This window comes from Halorubrum ejinorense, assembly GCF_055389685.1.
Window position 1 is genome coordinate 2,376,883 of record NZ_AP043777.1, and the last position, 19,669, is coordinate 2,396,551.

Genomic DNA, 19,669 nt, shown 5'->3' on the forward strand with positions numbered 1-19,669 from the left:
ATTATAACTTTCTCACGTTCGGTTCGTCAACTGTCGCGTTCCTCGTGTCGAAGACGAGTTGACTGTTCTCAACGACCGACTCGATGTCGAGATCATCGTGATCGGTTACGATGATCGCACAGTCGTGTCTGCCGAGTTCCTCCGGAGTCAAACTGACCGATTGGAACTGCTCGCCTTGAACCTCGAAATCCGGAACGTGAGGGTCGTGGTAGGAGATGTTCGCGTTCCACTCGTCGAGCAGTCCGATCACGTCGTACGCCGGGGATTCGCGGACATCGGAAACATCGGGTTTGTACGCGACACCGACGACGAGGATCGACGACTTTGAGAGCGCCGTTCCCCGGTCGTTCAAAAGCTTCGTAACACGCTGGACGACGTGCTTGGGCATCTCTCGGTTTACCTCGTCGGCGAGGTCGATGAATTTCGTCTCGATTCCCTGTTGTCCCGCTTTCCAAGAGAGGTACAGCGGATCGATCGGGATACAGTGACCACCGAGACCAGGACCGGGATAAAACGGCATGAATCCGTACGGCTTGGTAGCGGCCGCGTCAACGACGTTCCAAATATCCACCTCAAGTTCGTGGGCGATCATAGCGGTCTCGTTGATGAGACCGATATTTACCGATCGAAACGTGTTTTCCAAGAGCTTCACCAGTTCCGCTTCAGTCGCGGAGTCGACTCGAACGACTTCGTCGAAGACGGTGGTGTATAGCGCTTCGGCGCGATCACCACAAGCAGCGGTTACACCGCCCAAGACTTTCGGAATCTCTGTAAGTCCGATCTCTTCCCGCCCCGGGTCAATCCGCTCCGGAGAGAACGCGACGTATACGTCTTCTCCGACGGAAAGCCCGTTCTCAGCCAAGGTGGGCGCGACCAGTTCTTCCGTCGCACCGGGATATACGGTACTTTCGAGAACGACTACACACTCTAGAGGAATAACGGACGCTAACCGATCGACAGCGTCTGCGACGTATGACAGGTCCGGCTGACCGGTCTTGCGGAGTGGCGTCGGAACACAAACTGAGATACCGGTTACATCGGCCAGCTCGGCGTAGTCCGTCGTTGGAGAGAATCCGGCGTCGATCGCTTCTTGAACCGTACTGTCTGCTATGTCCGTGACGTACGATGTGCCGTCATTGAGTTCGGCGACTCGATTAGCGTCGACGTCAACACCGACAACGTCATACCCAGCTTGTTCGTAAGCGAGCGCTAATGGTAGACCGACGTATCCTAATCCGACGACCCCTACAGTGTCCCGATCGCGATTCATGTGCGCCTTGTAGTCTTATCCCGATGATAAGCCTTCTTGACTACTGTTACGGTACGTAGCGACCCCGTAGAGGTATCCGAATCCGACCGCGGCGGTAAACACGAAAATCGCGAGCAGTTGCGCCAGTTTCGCGCTCGTCGGATCGGCGAGAAAACTCCGAAGCCGACCCGGAACGTACCTCGTCGTGAGGTCGCGCAGGTACTCCCTTTCGTTCCCCTCGTCTTCGGGATACCGCAGGTTCATCACCCGCTTCGAATACCCCTGCCAGAACGCCCGGCCGACGAGCCACCGGAAGTCGGTCCGGTACTCAAATATCTTGTGAAAAACAACCGCCTCCTCGTTGTACACGACACCGCGGCCGGACTGCTCACGGACGCGGATACAAGCGGGCGCTTCGTGTGCCTGAACGTGGCTGTCGCCTTTCCGTCCGGTCTCTTCGTCGTACCCACCGACGTCGAGAAACACCCCTCGGTTGAACGCGATGTTCGATCCGTACGTGTTCCGGACCTCTTCGAGGTGCTCTGCGAAACCCTTTTCTGTACACCCGATGAGCCAGTGGAACTCCTCCGGGAGGAACGACGGCTCGCCTGCGACCCATTGCGGGGCCAAGCGGCCGCCCACCACGTAGGCGTCGGTCGACTCGTAGGTCTCGACCAGCGTTTTGATCCACTCTGGCGTCGCGATCGCGTCGTCGTCGAGGAACGCGATGAGGTCGCCGTCGGCCAGCTCGGCTCCCTTGGTCCGACTGTACGATATTCCGCGGTTCTCATCGTTATTGTGGACGCGGACGTTGGCCCTGTCGCCGAAGTCCTCGCGCATCCGGTCGGCGACGCGCTCGTTCCCGTCGCTCACGAGGACTACCTCGATCGGCTCGTACGTCTGATCTAGCGCACTCCGTACGGCCTCCGCGAAGTCGGAATAGCGATTCATCGCGTACGTACAGACGATAACGGAGACCTTCATCCAAGATGAGGTTCGAAATACGGTCGAATAAGAGTTACTGAGCCGAGCCAACGGCGACCTCGGAACTTGCTACTCATGTCAAGAAAACATATAGTACGAGAGTCCCATTCAGCTCGGCTGTTGTAGCAAGATGACAAGCCTTATGCGCGTTTTGACAGTCCCTTGCGGTAATGAGCGATTCGAACGATCCGCCGGACGAATCGGACTCGTCCCCGTCCGATCTCCTCGCGCGGTGGTACCACGTTCCCGTCCTTCTCGGGGTGTTCGCGTTCATGCTGTGGACGCGGCTGCGCTCGTACGGGAACTTCATCCAGAACGGCGAGGTGTACTTCCGCGGCAACGACGCCTGGTATCACCTTCGCACGACGAAGTACCTCCTCAAGAACTATCCGAGCACGCTTCCGTACGACGTCTGGACCGGCTTCCCCCTCGGGACGAACGCCGGCCAGTTCGGGACGCTCTGGGACCACATCATGGCCGTCGGGATCTGGATCGCCCGGCCGATCATGGGCAGTACCGAGGAAGTCATGCTCGTCATGGCGCCGATCGTGGGCGCACTCGTCGCGATACCGACGTACTTCATCGCCCGCCGGTTCGTCGACCGCGTGCCCGCACTCGCGGGTGCGGCGACGCTGGCGCTGTTCTCCGGCACCTTCCTCCGGTACACGCTCGTCGGCTTCCCCGACCACAGCGCGGCCGAAGTCCTCTTCCAGAGTACGGCGGTCCTCGCGTTCCTCGTCGCGCTCGGCGTAGCGGAACGCGAGAAACCGGTGTGGGAGCTCATCGTCGATCAGGACTGGGACGCGCTCCGCCGACCTGTCGCTTACGCCGCCGCGGCCGGCGTCGCGCTCGGCCTCTACATGTGGACGTGGCAGCCGGGCATCCTGATGGTCGGCTTTACGGGAATCTTCCTCGCGGTCAAACTCACGAGCGATACCTACCACAGCAAAAGCCCCGAGCCGGTCGCGTTTGTAGGGGCGATCGCGATGACCGTTGCGGGATTAATGCAGATTATTCCACTCGATACCTTCTCGTTCAATCCGACTGACTACTCGCTGCTCCAGATCGTCACGCCGCTCGGCGTCGCGCTCGGCGCTGTCTTCCTCGCGTGGCTCGCCCGCCAGTGGGAGGCGCGCGACCTCGACACCGACGCCTACCCCGCGGCCGTGGGCGGCCTCATCCTCGCGTCCGCAGGCGTCGTCTGGCTGGCGATTCCGTCGCTGTGGTCGACCGTTATCAACAACCTCCTGAACACCGTCGCCTTCTCCGCGAGCGCCGGCGCCCGCACCATCGGCGAGGCCCAACCGCCCCTCCAGGAGGCCTCGTTCTCGAACTTCGTGCTCTCGCAGTACGGCCTCGCGTTCTTCCTCGCACTCGCTGCGGTCCTCTACATCCTCGCGCGCCCGCTCTACCGCTCCGACGACGTCAACCACACGCTGTACATCCCGACTGCGCTCGCCGTCATCGGCACCGTCTACGCGGTTCCGCAGGCGTACAGCGCGGTCGGCGGCCTCGTCGGCGTCGACTGGCAGGTGATCGGCCTGCTCCTCGCTGCGGCGTTCCTCGTCGGCGCAACGCTGCTCGTCGAGTACGACGCCGAGGAGCTGTATTTCGTCGTGTGGGCGGCGTTCATCGGGAGCGCCGCGTTCACGCAGGGCCGGTTCAACTACTACCTCGCCGTCGTCGTCGCAGTGGGGACAGCGTACTTCCTCCAGGTCGCGTTCGACGCGCTCGATCTCACCTCGTTCGACGCGCTCCGCGAGATCGAGGGGTGGCAGATACTCACCGTCGCCGCCGTCCTCGCGGTCCTCATCGTCCCGCTCGTCGGCGTCGCCACGCCCGTCTGGCAGGCGGGCAACTCCAGCCAGCCGGGCAGCGTGGTCCAGTGGGACGAGAGCCTCCAGTGGATGAACGACGAGACGCCCCAGCCGGGCGAGCTCGAGGGCGCGGACAACCCGATGGAGCTGTACGGGACCTACGAGCGCCCCGCTGACGGCGACTTCGAGTACCCGGAGGGCGCGTACGGCGTCCAGTCGTGGTGGGACTACGGGCACTGGATCACCACCCGAGCCGAGCGCATCCCGAACGCCAATCCGTTCCAGCAGAACGCGGGCGAAGCGGCCGATTACCTGCTCGCACCGAGCGAGGAGGAGGCCGCGGAGGTGCTCGCGAGCCAGAGTACCGAGGGCAACGACACCCGGTACGTGATGGTCGACTGGCAGATGGCGTCGGTCAACTCCAAGTTCACCGCCCCGGTCACGTTCTACGGCGGCAACGAGACGGTGCGCGACTTCACCGGCGTGCTCTACCAGCGCGTCGAGGGCCAGAACGGCCAGCAGGGCGGCCTCCAGGCCGCGCTCCGGACGCGCACCCAGCGCTACCACGAGAGCCAGATGATCCGGCTCTACCAGCACTACGGGAGCGCGGTCGAGCCGCAGCCGGTCGTCCTCGACTGGGAGCCGCAGACGGCCCAGACCGCGTCGGGCGAACAGGTCGAGATCCGCGTCCTGCCGAACGACCGGCAGCCGGTCCAACGCTTCGAGAACCTCTCGGCCGCGCGGTCGTACGTCGAGGAGGACGGCTCCGCACAGATCGGCGGCGTCATGGGCGTCCCCTCCGAGCGTCTCGACGCGCTCGAACACTACCGGCTGGTCCACTCCACGGAGGCGCCCGGCCGGTCGCCGTACGCCCAGCAGGCGCAGATCCTCGCCCAGCGGTTCGGGGTCGATCTTCAGGCGACGTTCGGCGAGTCGCTGTTCGGCGCGTTCAGCGACGACTTCGTGAAGACGTTCGAGCGGGTTCCGGGCGCGACCGTCGAGGGCTCGGGCGCCGAGCCAGGCCAAGAGGTCGAAGCGACCGTCGAACTCGAGAAGCCGAACGGGCAGACGTTCGAGTACACCCAGTACGCGACCGCCGACGAGAGCGGCGAGTTCGAACTGACGCTCCCGTACTCCACGACGGGGTACGACGAGTTCGGCCCCGAGAACGGGTACACGAACACGAGCGTCCGCGCGACCGGGCCGTACAACGTCACCACCGAGCAGACGACGGGTGACGACCTGTACACCACGCAACTGGTCGGGCAGGTCGAGGTGACGGAAGGCCAGGTCGTCGGCGCCGACGACTCGGCGGCCACCGTCGAACTCGAAGAGGAGATCGTCGACTGTCCGAGCGGCGACCCCGACTGTCCGGTCGACAGCGACGGCGGGAGCGACGGCGGTAACACGACGAACGCCGTCGACGCCTCGGACGCACTGGTCTCGGCAGAGTCGATCGTGCCGGGCGATATCGGAAGTCGAGACGCGGCCGCCTGATCCCGGGCCGTTAACTACCGCCGCCGTATTTTGCGACGTATGGGTGACCGCCGCGAGTGGCTGGCGCTGTATCTGAAAGGCGTCGCCATGGGAAGCGCGGACGCGGTTCCCGGCGTCTCCGGGGGCACCATCGCGCTCATCGTCGGCATCTACGAGCGACTGATCGCGGCGGTCACCGCGGTCGACGCCGACCGGATTCGGCGCGTGCTCGCGGGGGTCCGACCGCGGAACCTCGCGGACGCGCGGGCGGCGTTCCGCGAGGTCGACGGGGCGTTCCTGCTCGTGCTCGGCACCGGGATCGGGACGGCGGTCGTCACCGTGTTGAGCGGGGTGAACTACCTGCTCGAAACCCGACCGGTCGCGACGTACGGGTTCTTTTTCGGGCTGATCGCCGCGAGCGCGGCGGTGCTTCTCGGCGACGTCGACCTCGACACGCCGCGGCGGAAGGCGGCCGCGGTCGGCGGGTTCGCGCTCGCGTTCCTCGCCTCCGGCGTCGCCTCGAACGCGCTCGGAAGCCCGCTGCCGCTCGTGTTCGTCGCGGGCGCGGTCGCGGTCAGCGCGATGGTCCTGCCGGGCGTCTCCGGCTCGCTGTTGCTCGTGGTCCTCGGGCAGTACGAGTACATGTCCGGGGTCGTGAGCCGGTTCGTCGACGGGGTGGCCGCGCTCGCGGTGGGCGACGGTGGGGGCGTGATCGTCGAGACGCTCCCGCCCGTCGCGGCGTTCCTCCTCGGCGGCCTCGGCGGTCTCTTCACGATCGCACACGCGGTTCGATACGCCCTCGCCCGCGCCCGCGCCGCGACGCTGGCGTTCCTCGTGAGCCTGATCGTCGGCGCGCTCCGCGCGCCGCTCGTCGAGACGACGGGCATCTTGGCCGAGAGCGGCGAATCGTGGCGCGCCGCGGCGCCGCGGTTCGCGCTGGCCGCGCTCGTCGGCGCCGCGACGGTGCTTGTGCTGGACCGCTACTCCGCCGCGATCGAGTACTGAGCGCGCAACCCCTTTTCGGCTCCCAACCCTACGCACGGCTATGGTTCAGACGGAATCCGACTCGGCGCTCGACCGCGGCGACGCCGCTCCCGACTTCGAACTCCCCGGAACGGACGGCGAGACGCACCGACTCGACGAATTCGAGGCGGACGCGCTGCTCGTCGTCTTTACCTGTAACCACTGCCCGTACGCGAAAGCGAAGTTCGGACTGCTCAACGACCTCGCGGCCGAGTACGACGACCTCGCCGTCGTCGGGATCAACCCCAACGACGCCGAGGCGTACCCCGAGGACTCCTTCGAGGCGATGCGCGAGCGCGTCGCGGACGGGACGATCGCGTACGACGCGTACCTCCGCGACGAGACCGCCGAGGTCGCGGCCGCCTACGACGCGGTGTGTACCCCCGACCCGTTCCTCTTCGGCCGCGAGGACGGCGCGTGGCGGCTTCGGTACCACGGCCGACTCGACGACGCGCTCAACCCCGACGACGAGCCGACCGAGTTCTACGTCCGCGACGCGGTCGACGCCGTCCTCGCGGGTGAGGAAGTCGAGATCCTCGACCGTCCGTCTCGGGGCTGCTCGATCAAATGGCCCGAGGAGTAGGGCGGCTCCGGATCGCGGTGCCGCCGAGGACGGGTTAACAAGGATGGGGGCCGAACGAGCGGTATGAGCATGAAAGGCGGCGAGCCGGATCTCCACGAGATCGATCGGTACGACGGCGGCGTCGGGTGGATCGCGTACCCCGACGAGACGATGGAGCGCGCGAGCCACGCGTTCGCGGTCCACAACGAGGAGACGGACCAAGACGAAGTCTGGGTGGTCGACCCGGTCGACGCGCCGGGCGTCGACGACCTGCTCGACGAACTGGGCACCGTCGCCGGCGTCGTGGTCGGGCTCGACCGTCACAAGCGCGACTGCGCCGAGATCGCCGAGCGGCACGACGTGCCCGTCTATGTCCCCGAGTGGATGACCGGCGTCGCCGACGACCTCGGCCCGGCGGTCGAAATCGAGCGGTTCGGCTCGCGGCTGGCCGACACCGGCTTCGAGGCGATCCGGATCCGCGACTCGTCGATCCCGCCGTGGCAGGAGGTCGGGCTCTTCGACGGCGAGACGCTGATCGTCCCCGAGTCGCTCGGCACCGGCTCGTACTTCCGCGGGGACCGCGAGCGCCTCGGCGTTCACCCGATGTTGCGGCTCACGCCCCCGACGACTGCCCTCTCCGGACTGAACCCCGAGCGCGTCCTCGTCGGTCACGGCGTCGGCGTCCACGAGCGCGCCGCCGTCGCCGTCGAGGACGCGCTCAGCGACTCCCGGCGGAAGGCGCCCGGGCTCTACGCGAAAACGATCACCGGCGCGCTGCCGTTCTGACGGGCCAACCGAAGAGCCGGGAGGCGACGACCGCGACGGGTCCCGCGACTCGCACGTGCCCTTTTGCCGGCCCGGCCCGTAGCGGCGTGCGAACAGTGATTTACGTCACCCGCGACCTGTTGACCGTGCTCCGCGAGCGCGCGGCGAGCGAGGACCCGGACGAGGTGAACCTCCGGCTCTCCGCGACGCCGGCCGGCGACTTCGAGAGCGACACCGGCCTCGACCCCGAGACGCCGGTGTTGACGCATTTCACGCTGTCGAGCGTCGGCGGGTCCGTCAGCTCCGTCTTCGGCGTCGACCTCGGAACGCCCGCCGGCGAGGGGGGCGCTCGGTTCCTCTCGCACCCGGACGGGTTCCTCGGCGTCTCGCGGACCGACGACCTCGCGGCCGTCGTCCTCGTCGCCGTCCCGCCGTACGACGGCGATTCGGTCGCGGCGTTCGACCGGTCGGGCGAGGGGGTCGAACTCGCCGTCGTCGACGCGGCCCCGCCGACCGAGTCCGTTCCGGAGTGAGTCGAGCGCGGAGAACAGGGGTTTCAAGCCGCCGGAGGGAGTAGCGGTCGGCGATGGCAGCACGGCCACCCGGCGGCGGCGATACGAGCGAACCGGAGGCGATCGAGTTCGGCATCGCCGCGCTCGACGCCCGGCTCGACGAGGCGGACGTGTCGTTTCCCGCGACGGCCGCGGAGCTAGGCGAGGCCCTCGGCGATCAGGAGATTCCCTACGACGCACAGGGGCGCTCGCTCGCGGTCAGCGAGGCGCTCGACCGCACCCCGCAACAGCGGTTCGAGAACGAGACGGAGTTCCTCGACGCGCTGTACCCGGTGTTCGACCAGGCGCGCCGCGAGGAGCGCGGCGTGATCGCCAGTTTACGCGACGTCCTTCCCTTCTGAGCGGCCGATATCCTGATCAGAGACCGACTGAGTTCGCCGGCCGACCTACCGTGACTCTGAGCGGGCCTCGATCTCGGTCGCCTCCTCGTCCGACTCCGCGGCGTCGTATCGCTCGATGACGTCGTTGATGAGGACGACGTCGCCGACCGCGCGGACCCAGCGGTACGGGACGATGACGCCGGTCGAGCCGCTCACCTGTCCGGCGAACAGCTCGTGGTTGAGTTCCGCGAGCGCGAGGCCGGTCACGGAGCGGGCGTCCAGATCGAGCTGGATGTCTTCGATTTCGCCGACGAAGACGCCGTTGCTGGAGTACACCTCGCGGCCGACGAGCGACGTGATCTCTTCGGGGGCTGCGTTCATACACGATACGGTCACGAGCGCGCCTATTAAGCGTTCGTTGTCGAACGACGCGCGTCGGACGCAGCCGGGGCCCTGCCGCCGTGGCCGAAGGTCACTCCCGCGGCGCGATCACTTCCACCGGGTGGCTCGGCGCCGTGTCCAACAGCGCGTCGAGCTGTTCGGTACAGGAGGTGCCGGGCGCGACCACGGTGCGGTCGGTGTCGCCGAACTGCTCGCGGAGCGGCTCGCCGACGTCCATGCTCAGCTCGTAGTAGTCCGTCTTGTAGCCGAACGAGCCGGCCATGCCGCAACACTCCGTCTCGGAGACGCGCACGTCGTAGCCCAGTCGCTCGAACACCGCGGTCGCGTACTCGCCGGCCTCCACCGTGCGGGCCTGACAGTGCGGGTGGTACGCGAGCCGCCGGCCCGAGGCGACCGGACCGGTGCCCGCGACCGGCGCGCGCAGGGCCGCCGGGTCGCCGCCGTTCTCGAGCAGGCCGAACACGTACTCCATGACGTCGTAGCTCGCGTCCGCGAGCCGTTCGTGCGAGTCGGCCGGGAGGAACCGCTCGTACTCACGGCGGAACGTCGCGAGGTCGCTCGGCTCGATCACGACCACGTCGCGCCCGGCGTCGACGTGGGGCGCGAGGCCGGCGTAGAGGTCCTCGGCGGCCGACTCGGCGGTCGCGATCATCCCCTGCGAGAGCGGGGGTCGCCCGCTGCCGGGGAGGTCGGGCACCCGGACGCGAACGCCGAGCGCCTCCAGCGCGCGGACCGTCGCCTTCCCGCGCTCGACGTCGACGTAGTTCGTCGCGGTGTCCGGGTAGACGACGGCCTCGCGCACGGCGTCCTCGGGGGCGACCGCGGCGCCGCCGCGGGCCGCGAACCACTCGACGAGCGACTCGCGCGCGAACTCGGGGAGCTCGCGGCGCCGGTCGATCCCGGCCACTCGTTCGGCGAGCGCGCGGACCGGCCCCGCGTTCGCGAGGCGGTTGGCGACCGGCGCGGTCTTGTGGCCCCACTCCGCGAGCGTCGCGTAGTTGCCGACCAACCGCGTACTCAGATCGAGGCCCCCGGGCTCCTCGTCGGGGACGAGCTCCTCGAACGCCCAGTCGAGCTGGCTCGCGTCGGCCTCGCCGCGGTTGATCCGGTCCCGGACCGCGGTGTTGATCCACGGGATGTCGATGCCGACCGGACACGCGGGCACGCAGCGCGAGCAGCCGGTACAGAGGTCGTTGAACTCGGCCGCGGTGTCGAGCCCCTCGATGCCGGCCTCCCAGCCCGTGGCGATGCCGCCGGAGTACGTCTCGCCGCCGAACGCGTGGCCGCCGACGCTCTGGAAGTTCCCGCAGGCGTTCGAGCAGGCCGAACAGCGGATGCAGTACAGCGTCTCCTTCAGCGTCTCGTCGTCGCGCATCGCCAGCCGGCCGTTGTCGATCAAGACGAGGTGGAACTCGCGGTCGTCACCGGAGCCGTCCGCGAGCGGCTCGGCGTCCGCCGCGAACTCCGGGACCGGCGAGTCGACCGGCGGCGTGAGCGTCGAGATGTACGAGGTCACGTCCTGCCCGGTCCCCGAGCGGCCGATCAGCTCGACGAACGGCGAGAACTCCTCGACCGTCGGGACGAGCTTCTCGACGCCCGCGACGGCGACGTGAGTGTCCGTCGCGGTCACCGTCTTCCGGGCGTTCCCCTCGCTGGTGACTAAGAGCATGGTGCCCGAGTCGGCCGCGATGAAGTTCGCGCCGGTCAGCCCGAGGTCGGCGTCCTCGATCAGCTCTCCGAGTCGCTCGCGGGCGAACATCGTGAGCTCCTCGGCCGTCTCGGGCGGCTCGTCCGGGTCGAACCGCTCGGCGAACAGCTCCGCGATCCCCTCTCGGGACTTGTGGATCGCGGGGGCAACGATATGCGAGGGCTCCTCGTCGGCCAGCTGGAGCACCCACTCGCCGAGGTCGGTCTCGACGACCTCGACGCCGTCGGCTTCGAGCGCCTCGTTGACCTCGATCTCCTCGGAGGTCATCGACTTCGACTTCACCGCGCGCGCCGCGTCTCGCTCGGCCGCGACCTCGCGGACGTACCGGTTCGCGTCGGCGGCGTCGTCGGCGAGGTAGACGGTGCCCCCGTTCGCTTCCACCGTCTCGCGGACCTCCTCGATGAGGTCGGGGAGTCGCTCGATCGCGTCCTCCTTTATCGCCCGCGCCTCGTCTTTCAGGGCCTCGTAGTCGTCGAGGCGGCCGGTCGACTCGTAGCGGCCGGCGTTGAAGCCGCGGGTGTTCGCCGCGACCGCGTCACCCTCCGTCGCCAGCAGTTCGCGGATCCGGTCGGCCTTCGCCTCCCGCTCGGGCTCGGTCGCCGCCTCGGCGTCGGCGGCGGCGTTCGCGTCGCTACTCATGACTTCCCCCCGCGTCGGCGTCGGGACTCCGTGCGCCGCCCTCGGAGCCGTTCACGTCGTCGTCTCGTAACAGGACGACGTGGACCTCCTTCGGCCCGTGCGCGCCGTGGACGAGGCCGCCCATGTCCGCGGTGGCGCTCGGGCCGGTCGCGAACACCACGTCGACCGACTCGTCGCGCGTCCGCGGGCCGAGCCAGTCGAAGGCGTCGGGCATGTCGGGCACGAGGTCGGCCTCCCGGAGGACGACGACGTGCCGGTCGACGAAGAGGCTCACGGGCTCCGTCCCTGCGGCGTCCGACTCCAGCGCGACGCTGCCGTACGCGGCGACGCCGAGCGGCGACGCGGTGACGCCGGTGTGCGCGGCGCGCAGGTCGGCGGTGGTCGGGTCGGTGTCGATTCGGTCCGGAAGCGACGCCGGGCCGTCGGCGAGCGCGTCGGGCCCCGAACGGCCGAGCGGCACTCCGACCGCCGGGTCGCCCGCGGCGGCGTCGACCATCGCCGCGCACTCCCGCGCGGGCCCCTCGGAGAGCGCGACGCCGAGGTCGTCGAGCCGACCGGTGAACGTCGACGTGTCGATGAATGACATGGTCGACCGTTCGACGGCCGGTGTGTTGGGTGTTACGGCGGTTCTCAGCTCCTTCCGAGGTCCGTTCTCACGCCCTCGGCGGACGGAGGTGCCTTTTTGACCGTTCGACCGTGAGAGTTTCGCATGGCGACACACACCCCGGACCCGGACCCGGCTGACGGCGGGGACTTCGACTACACTGGCGGGGCGGTGGAGCGACCCGACCTCGTCGAGGAGCTCGACCGGCGCGTCGCGGGCGACGTGCGGTTCGACGACTACTCGAAGCGGCTGTACGCGACCGACGCCTCGGCGTACGAGGTGACGCCCATCGGCGTCGTGATCCCGGAGTCGACGGCGGACGTCGCGGCCGTCCACGAGTACTGCTTCGCGGAGGGGATCCCCGTCCTCCCGCGGGGCGGCGGGACCTCGCTCGCCGGCCAGACCGTCAACGAGGCGGTCGTCCTCGATCTGACCGGCGAGATGGACTCGGTGATCGAGACCGACCCGGACGCGGAGACCGCCCGCGTTCAGGCGGGCGCGTACGTCGGGGACCTCAACGCCGCGGTCGAGCCCGACGGCCTGAAGTTCGCGCCCGACCCGGCGTGGCGCGACAAGTCCGCGGTCGGCGGCGCGATCGGCAACAACTCCACCGGCGCCCATTCGCTGAAGTACGGCAAGACGGACCACTACGTCGAGGAGCTGGAGGTCGTCCTCGCTGACGGCACGATCGCCGCGTTCGGCGATGTCTCCGTCGAGGAGCTCCGCGAGTCGGCCGACCCCGACGCCGACGAGCTCCTCCCCCGAATTCACGCGGAGATCGTCCGGATCCTCGACGAGGAGGCCGGCGCGATCGACGAGCGCTTCCCGGAGCTGAAGCGGAACGTCTCCGGCTACAACCTCGACCGGTTGCTCGCCGAGTACCGCGGCGAGTACGGCGAGGAAGGGGTCGTCAACCTCGGCCGCCTCATGGCCGGCAGCGAGGGGACGCTCGCGACGGTCACCGAGGCGACCGTCTCGCTCGTCGAGATCCCCGAGACGAAGGCGGTCGCGCTGCTCACCTACGACGACCTCCTCGACGCGATGGAGGACGTGGCGGCGTGTCTCGAACACGACCCCGCCGCCGTCGAGGTGATGGACGACGTCCTCTTGGGGCTCGCCGCCGACACGCCGGAGTTCGCGGACGTCGTCGGGATGCTCCCGGACGGGACGGACTCCGTGCTGCTCGTCGAGTTCTACGCGGACGACGACGCGGCGGGCGAACAGAAGGTCGCGGACCTGATCGCGGACCGCGTCGGCGGCGAGGAGGGCGCGGACGGCCCGGCCGTCGACACCGCGACCGAACCGCGGGCCGGCGCCGCCGAGACGACGAGTCACCCCCGCCGGGCCGCCCACGCGATGGAGGCGCACGATCCCGCGAAGCGCGACCGCTTCTGGAAGATGCGCAAGGCGGGGCTCCCGATCCTCCTCTCCCGCACCACCGACGAGAAGCACATCTCCTTCATCGAGGACTGCGCCATCCCGCCGGAACACCTCCCCGAGTACACCCGCGAGTTCCAGCAGATCCTCGAGGACAACGACACGTTCGCCACCTTCTACGCCCACGCCGGACCCGGCGTGCTCCACGTCCGCCCGCTGATCAACACGAAGGAGGTCGACGACGTGGAGGCGATGCTCGACATCGCCGACCGCGTCACCGACGCCGTGGTCCGGCTCGGCGGCTCCGTTTCGGGCGAGCACGGCGACGGCCGCGCGCGGACCCAGTGGAACCGGAAGCTGTACGGCGACGACCTCTGGGAGTCGTTCCGCGAGCTGAAGACCGCGTTCGACCCCGACTGGCTGCTCAACCCCGGCAACGTCTGTGGCGAGGTGGACATGCGCGAGAACCTCCGGTTCGACAGCGACTACGAGTACGACGCCGGCTTCGACCCCGCGATGGAGTGGGCGGTCGACAACGGGATGCAGGGGATGGTCGAGCTCTGTCACGGCTGCGGCGGCTGTCGCGGGCCCCAGGACACCACCGGCGGCGTGATGTGCCCGACCTACCGCGCCGCCGACGAGGAGATCCAGTCGACCCGCGGGCGGGCGAACATGCTCCGGGGCGCCATCTCCGGCGAACTCCCCGACGACCCGACCGACGACGAGTTCGTCACCGAGGTGATGGACCTCTGTGTCGGCTGTAAGGGGTGTAAGGTCGACTGCCCGAGCGGCGTCGACATGGCGAAGCTGAAGGCGGAGGTGGAACACGCCCACCACGAGGAACACGGCGCCGACCTCCGCACGCGGCTCCTCGGCCGCTTCGAGTCGCTCGCGCCGCTCGGCTCGAAGTTCGCCCCGCTCTCGAACCTGCCGAACAAGATCCCGGGGAGCGGGCTCGTCGCTGAGAAGCTCCTCGGCGTCGCCCGCGAGCGCGACCTCCCGACGTTCCGGTCCGAGTCGCTCACCGACTGGTTCGCGGCCCGCGGCGGCGCCCAGGTCTCCCGCGAGGCGGCCGACCGCGACGTGCTGCTCTTCCCCGACGTGTACACCACCTACACGAACCCCGGCGCGGGGAAGGCCGCGGTGCGCGTGCTGGAGGCCGCGAACTGCCACGTGCGGATTCCGGACGTCGACGGGAGCGGGCGTCCGCCCCACTCGAAGGGACTCCTCGACGTGTCGCGAGCGACCGCGAGAGACGCGGTGGAGACGCTCGCGCCCGACGTCCGCGACGGCTGGGAGGTCGTCGTCGTCGAGCCCTCCGACGCCGTCATGCTCCAGTCCGATTACCACGACCTGCTCGACGGCGACGCCAGCGACGTGCCGGACGCCGACGTGGCGGCCGTCTCCGAGCACACCTACGGCGTCATGGAGTACGTCGACGCCCACCGGCTCGACGACGACCTCGCGCTCGACGCGCCCGGCGAGCGGCTCACGTACCACGGTCACTGCCACCAGAAGGCGACGAAGAAGGACCACCACGCGGTCGGCGTGCTCCGTCGCGCCGGCTACGGGGTCGACCCGCTCGACTCCTCGTGTTGCGGGATGGCGGGCTCCTTCGGCTACGAAGCGGAACACTACGCGATGAGCAAGGCGATCGGCGAGAACTTATTCGAGCAGGTCGACGCGAGCGACGGCGACGCCATCGTCGCGCCCGGCACCTCCTGCCGGACGCAGTTGGAGGAGGGCCCCGGCGAGGTTCCGGAGCCGGACCACCCGATCGAGAAGCTGGCGGCCGCCTTAGCGTAGGCGGTCGCGGGGTCGGTGAAGCGACTTGCTCACTCGACGACGCGGTACACGCGGGCCTCCCACGGGCGCAGGCGGAGGTCGCCGGCCGCGAGCGCTCGCGTCGCGGCCGCCTCGTCGACGTCGTAGTTCCCGAGGAGGTACGAGCCGCCCTCGGTCGCGACGTCGCTCGGGAGCCGGACCTCGGTCTCCTCGCCGGTGAAATTCAGCGCGACGACGAGCCGCTCGGTGCCGTCGTCCCCGTCGAGCGTTCTGGTGTACGCCCACACCTCGTCGTCGTCCGGGAACAGCGGCTCGTAGTCGCCGTAGACGACGACGTCGTGTTCCTCGCGCAGCGCGACGAGGTCGCGGTAGTACCGTAACACCGAGCCGTCGGTCGCGCGCTCGCGCTCGACGTTGATCGCGTCGTGGTTCGGGTTGACGCCGATCCACGGCTCCCCGTCGGTGAACCCGGCGTGCTCTCCCGCGGACCACTGCATCGGCGTCCGGGCGTTGTCGCGGCTGTTCGCACGGACCCCCTCCTTGACGGCCTCGAACGACGCCACCTCTCCCGCCTCGATGGCGGTTCGGAGTGGATTGAGCGTGTCGACGTCGCGGAGCTCTTCGAGCGAGTCGAACGGGTAGTTCGTCATCCCCAGCTCCTCGCCCTGGTAGACGTACGGCGTCCCGCGGAGCGTGTGGAGGAGCGTCGCGAGCAGCGTCGCCGACTCGCGCCGGTAGCGCCCGTCGTCGCCGAACCGCGAGACCATTCGCGGCTGGTCGTGGTTGTTGAGGTACAGCGCGTTCCACCCGCCCGTCTCCAGCCCCTCGTCCCAGCGGTTGAACACCGCCTTGAGCTCCGAGAGGTCCCACTCTTCTCGCTCCCAGACGTCCTCGCCGCGGTCCAGTAGCATGTGCTCGAAGTGGAACAGCATCGAGAGCCCGTCCCCGTCGGGGTCGAGGTATCGCCGAGCGTGTTCCATCGGTAGCTCCGGGCCGACCATCTCGCCGACCGTGAGGAGGTCGCGGTCGAGGACCCGGTCGTTCATCTCCGAGAGGTACTCGTGGACGCGCGGGCCGTTCGCCGCGTTCATCGTGCCGCCGAGGGGGGCGTCCGGGTCGCTCGGGAGCCCGTCGGGCTTCGACACGAGGTTGATCACGTCCATCCGGAACCCGTCGATCCCCCGGTCGAGCCACCAGTCCATGAGGTCGAACACCTCCTCGCGGACCCGCGGGTTCTCCCAGTTCAGGTCCGGCTGTTTGGGGTCGAACAGGTGGAGGTACCACTCGCCCCGCCGCTCGTCGTAGCTCCAGGCCGGCCCGCCGAAGAACGACTGCCAGGCGGTGGGCGGCGCCTCGCCGTCCGGCCCCCGGTCCGACTCCCAGTCGACGGCGTCGGCTTCGCGGCCCTCGCGCCACCAGTAGTAGTCCGCGTACTCCCCCTCCTCTCGTCGAGACCGCCGGAACCAGTCGTGTTCGTCGGAAGTGTGGTTGACCACGAGGTCCATGATAAGCCTGATGCCGCGGTCGTGGAGGGCGTCACGGAGCGCGTTCCAGTCGTCGAGGGTGCCGAACTGGTCCGTGATCGCGCGGTAGTCGCGGATGTCGTAGCCGTTGTCGGCGTTCGGCGAGTCGTAGACGGGACAGAGCCACACCACGTCGACGCCGAGGTCGTCGAGGTAGTCCACCCGGTCGACGATCCCGCGGATGTCACCGACGCCGTCGCCGTCGCTGTCGTTGAAGCTGCGAGGATAGATCTGGTACACCACCGCCTCCTTCCACCACCGACGGTCCGGATCGCTGTCGCGTCCCATGGCTGCGCTACTTTCGCTCCGGGTAAAATAGGTAGTGGCGACGGCGGGCGCGTCCCGCGGACCGCGGCGGCGACGAGGCGACTACGCGGGGCCGAAGGTGAACAGTCGGCCCTCGCAGGCCGGACACTCCAGCGTCTCGGGCGGCTCGTCGCCGGGACCGGTGTGACCGCCGCAACAGGACATGTCGGTCCCGCGCTCCAACTCGGTCCCGCAGTCCGGGCAGGCGTCGAGGAACATCCGGTTCGTCCGCGCGGCCGCGAGCCGGACCGCCTCGTCGTCGAGGAACGGCTCTGCGGCGCGGTAGCCGGCGATCTCGGCGATCGCGACGGGTCGCCTGAGCCACGTCTCCTGCATGACTGTCGCGTCGTCCGCGGCGAGCGCGACCCACTCGTCGTCGCCGTCTCGTCGCACCTGTGACGTGGTCGCCGGAGAGAGTTCGCGGGCGATCTCGGCCAACTCCTCGGTGTCGCGGTCCCGGAGGCGGTCGATCTCCGCCTGCCACCGCTCGTCGTACGCCGCGGTGGGCACGATGGCGTCGCCGTCGACCTCGAGGACGCCGCTCTCGACGAGCCGGTCGAGCAGCTCCTCGCCGCCGATCTCGGCCGGGTCGAGCGAGCCGGTCCCGCCGTCGGGCGTGGCCGCCCCGCCGCCGTCCGTCCCGTGGAAGAGCGCGTCGCTTCCCGGGATCGGCGCCACGAGCCGCGGCGCGAACCGAGGCGTCCCCGGCACGACGTACCCGCGGAGCCAGACGAGCGCGAGGCCGGCGAGCCCGAGGCCGGCGCCGACGCCGGGCCAGCCGGCTAGCGCCACCGCCGCGGCGCCGGCCGCGACCAGCACCACGTTGACCACCGTACACGGCCAACACCGGTTCGAACCGGTGTACTCCGGGCGCCGGAGCCCGATCTCGGGAGAGAGACTCATACACGACGAATGCCTCCAGCGCATCATCAAGGTTACCCTCTCGGCGCGGGCAGCGTTCATCGACGAGTGGGCCGGATACTCGCTCTCGGTCGCTCTAAAAGACGCATCTGTCGGTGTGAGGTTATTAACACCTCCTGTTGTAAAGACCATAGTTATATTAATGATTGTTCCTTATGTCCCAGCGATGCCAGACGATAGCACACCAGAGGGGGTCTCGCGGCGACAGTACCTCGCGGCGACCGGAGCGGTGGGGGCCGCTGGTCTCGCGGGCTGTTCCGGCGGGGGGGACAGCGGCGACGGCGGATCGGGCGACGAGATAGGCGGGACGGTCACGGTCTTCTCGGGGTCGGCGTTCGTCGACATCGGGATGGAAGAGGCGCTCCACGACGCCGGCGTTCCCGACTCAATCGACATCGAGATGGTCGTGCCGCCGCAGGACTCCGGAAGCAAGCAACAGCAGCTGCGGACCGCGATCAACGCTGAGGAGGCGGACCCGGACCTGGTCTTAACCGACAACGGGTGGACGATCCCGTTCATCGTCCGCGACGACCTGGTCAACCTCGAAGAGGAGATGGACGACGAGTTCATCGCCCGCGTCAGAGAGGAGGGCGTCCAGTCGATGATCGACACGGGGACCCACCCCGAGACCGGCGACCTGTACTCGGTGCCGGTGTTCCCGGACTACCCGGTCATCACCTACCGGAAAGACCTGCTCCGGGACGCCGGGTACGGCGACTCGGACTTCGAGTCGTGGCGGACCGACCCGCCGACGTGGGCCGAGTTCACCCAGATCGTCGCCGAGGCCCAGAGCGGGTCGGACGTCCAGTACGGCCACCTCTGGCAGGGGAACAACTACGTCGGGCTCGCCTGCTGTACGTTCAACGAGTTCCTCACCAGCATGGGGGGCGCCTTCTTCGGCGGCGAGGACAACCTCTTCGGGCCGGTCGGCGACCGTCCCGTCACCCTCGACACGGAGGAGTCGATCGACGGGATCGAGGCCGCGGTGGACATCATCCACGGCGAGGGGCTCTCGCCGATGGACATCGAGGGCGTCTCGCCCCAAGAAGTGGCCGGCTGGATCGAGCCCGACACGAAGAGCACCTTCGAGGCCGGCAGCGCCGTCACGCAGCGGAACTGGACCTACTCCATCGGCGGCGCTGTGAGCTCCTTCGAGGGCACGGACATGGAACTCGGCGTGATGCCGCTGCCGCAGGGCCCCAACGGGTCCGCACACGCGCAGGGCGGGTGGATCATGTCCATGAACCCGCACACGGACAACATGGCGTCCGCGAAGGAAGTGATCAAGGCGTGGTGGGAGGACCCGGTCCTCCAGCTACAGTTCGACGAGGCGAGCTACATGCCGCCGAAGCCCGAGCTGTTCAGCTACGTCCAAGAGAGCGAGGCGGTCGGTCCGTACTTCGAGGCGCTCCAGTACTCGGCGCAGAACCTGATGCCGCGGCCGACGACCTCGGTGTGGCCGAACCAGCGGAGCATCGTGGCCAACGAGGTCAACGCGGCGCTCCGGAAGGAGAAGTCGCCGGAGGAAGCGGCGAGCGCGATGCAAGAGCAGATCGCCGCCATCGAAGAGCAGTCGGGGTGAAGGCGCCCGGGTGAGCGGCTCCCCGTCCGGCGGCGTTTCAGGGGGACGGAAATC

General features: G+C 68.5%; 15 protein-coding genes. 8 read left to right on the forward strand and 7 right to left on the reverse strand.

Annotated elements, in window-relative coordinates; genetic code table 11:
• Nucleotide 1: 1 nt before the first annotated feature.
• Both ACZ5KW_RS13240 and aglG read right to left on the reverse strand, forming a co-directional pair.
• On the reverse strand, nt 2–1,270 hold the full coding sequence (locus tag ACZ5KW_RS13240) for a nucleotide sugar dehydrogenase (RefSeq protein WP_343778188.1): 1,269 nt from the start codon (nt 1,268–1,270) through the stop codon (nt 2–4).
• A gap of 15 nt (nt 1,271–1,285) precedes the next feature.
• On the reverse strand, nt 1,286–2,233 hold the full coding sequence (aglG, locus tag ACZ5KW_RS13245) for a glucosyl-dolichyl phosphate glucuronosyltransferase (RefSeq protein ID WP_343778190.1): 948 nt from the start codon (nt 2,231–2,233) through the stop codon (nt 1,286–1,288).
• A gap of 170 nt (nt 2,234–2,403) precedes the next feature.
• Here aglG and ACZ5KW_RS13250 point away from each other — a divergent pair, with 170 nt between their 5' ends.
• From ACZ5KW_RS13250 to ACZ5KW_RS13275, 6 genes are all read left to right on the forward strand, one after another.
• A complete protein-coding gene (locus tag ACZ5KW_RS13250) occupies nt 2,404–5,547 on the forward strand; it encodes an oligosaccharyl transferase, archaeosortase A system-associated (RefSeq protein ID WP_343778192.1) in 3,144 nt (1,047 codons plus the stop codon).
• Nucleotides 5,548–5,586: 39 nt separating this feature from the next.
• Complete coding sequence (locus tag ACZ5KW_RS13255) at nt 5,587–6,531, forward strand: DUF368 domain-containing protein (RefSeq protein ID WP_343778194.1); 945 nt, start codon at nt 5,587–5,589, stop codon at nt 6,529–6,531.
• A 40-nt stretch (nt 6,532–6,571) separates the two neighbouring features.
• A complete protein-coding gene (locus ACZ5KW_RS13260) occupies nt 6,572–7,132 on the forward strand; it encodes a thioredoxin family protein (RefSeq protein WP_343778195.1) in 561 nt (186 codons plus the stop codon).
• A gap of 69 nt (nt 7,133–7,201) precedes the next feature.
• On the forward strand, nt 7,202–7,897 hold the full coding sequence (locus tag ACZ5KW_RS13265; RefSeq protein WP_343778261.1) for a hypothetical protein: 696 nt from the start codon (nt 7,202–7,204) through the stop codon (nt 7,895–7,897).
• A 95-nt stretch (nt 7,898–7,992) separates the two neighbouring features.
• Entirely contained in the window at nt 7,993–8,409 is a 417-nt protein-coding gene (locus ACZ5KW_RS13270) for an MPN domain-containing protein (protein WP_343778262.1), read from the forward strand.
• A 53-nt stretch (nt 8,410–8,462) separates the two neighbouring features.
• Complete coding sequence (locus ACZ5KW_RS13275; RefSeq protein WP_343778197.1) at nt 8,463–8,789, forward strand: DUF5789 family protein; 327 nt, start codon at nt 8,463–8,465, stop codon at nt 8,787–8,789.
• A 45-nt stretch (nt 8,790–8,834) separates the two neighbouring features.
• Here the strand turns inward: ACZ5KW_RS13275 and ACZ5KW_RS13280 are convergent, their stop codons facing one another.
• The 3 genes from ACZ5KW_RS13280 to ACZ5KW_RS13290 all read right to left on the reverse strand — a co-directional run bounded on the left by ACZ5KW_RS13280 (nt 8,835) and on the right by ACZ5KW_RS13290 (nt 12,103).
• Nucleotides 8,835–9,149, reverse strand: a complete 315-nt coding sequence (locus ACZ5KW_RS13280; RefSeq protein ID WP_343778199.1) for a PRC-barrel domain-containing protein — start codon at nt 9,147–9,149, stop codon at nt 8,835–8,837.
• Nucleotides 9,150–9,240: 91 nt separating this feature from the next.
• Nucleotides 9,241–11,517: an LUD domain-containing protein gene (locus ACZ5KW_RS13285; RefSeq protein ID WP_343778201.1), complete on the reverse strand. Its 2,277-nt coding sequence runs from the start codon at nt 11,515–11,517 to the stop codon at nt 9,241–9,243.
• Nucleotides 11,510–12,103 (reverse strand): LUD domain-containing protein, encoded by a 594-nt coding sequence (locus ACZ5KW_RS13290; protein WP_343778203.1) that lies wholly within the window; start codon nt 12,101–12,103, stop codon nt 11,510–11,512. Before ACZ5KW_RS13290 ends, ACZ5KW_RS13285 begins: the two co-directional genes overlap by 8 nt.
• A gap of 123 nt (nt 12,104–12,226) precedes the next feature.
• Here ACZ5KW_RS13290 and ACZ5KW_RS13295 point away from each other — a divergent pair, with 123 nt between their 5' ends.
• Complete coding sequence (locus ACZ5KW_RS13295; protein ID WP_343778205.1) at nt 12,227–15,304, forward strand: FAD-binding and (Fe-S)-binding domain-containing protein; 3,078 nt, start codon at nt 12,227–12,229, stop codon at nt 15,302–15,304.
• Nucleotides 15,305–15,333: 29 nt separating this feature from the next.
• Here the strand turns inward: ACZ5KW_RS13295 and ACZ5KW_RS13300 are convergent, their stop codons facing one another.
• Together ACZ5KW_RS13300 and ACZ5KW_RS13305 are read right to left on the reverse strand one after the other, a co-directional pair.
• A complete protein-coding gene (locus ACZ5KW_RS13300; protein WP_343778207.1) occupies nt 15,334–17,094 on the reverse strand; it encodes a glycoside hydrolase family 13 protein in 1,761 nt (586 codons plus the stop codon).
• An 81-nt stretch (nt 17,095–17,175) separates the two neighbouring features.
• On the reverse strand, nt 17,176–18,015 hold the full coding sequence (locus ACZ5KW_RS13305) for a DUF8054 domain-containing protein (protein ID WP_343778209.1): 840 nt from the start codon (nt 18,013–18,015) through the stop codon (nt 17,176–17,178).
• Nucleotides 18,016–18,199: 184 nt separating this feature from the next.
• Here ACZ5KW_RS13305 and ACZ5KW_RS13310 point away from each other — a divergent pair, with 184 nt between their 5' ends.
• A complete protein-coding gene (locus tag ACZ5KW_RS13310) occupies nt 18,200–19,615 on the forward strand; it encodes an extracellular solute-binding protein (RefSeq protein WP_343778211.1) in 1,416 nt (471 codons plus the stop codon).
• The last annotated feature ends 54 nt before the right edge of the window (nt 19,616–19,669 follow it).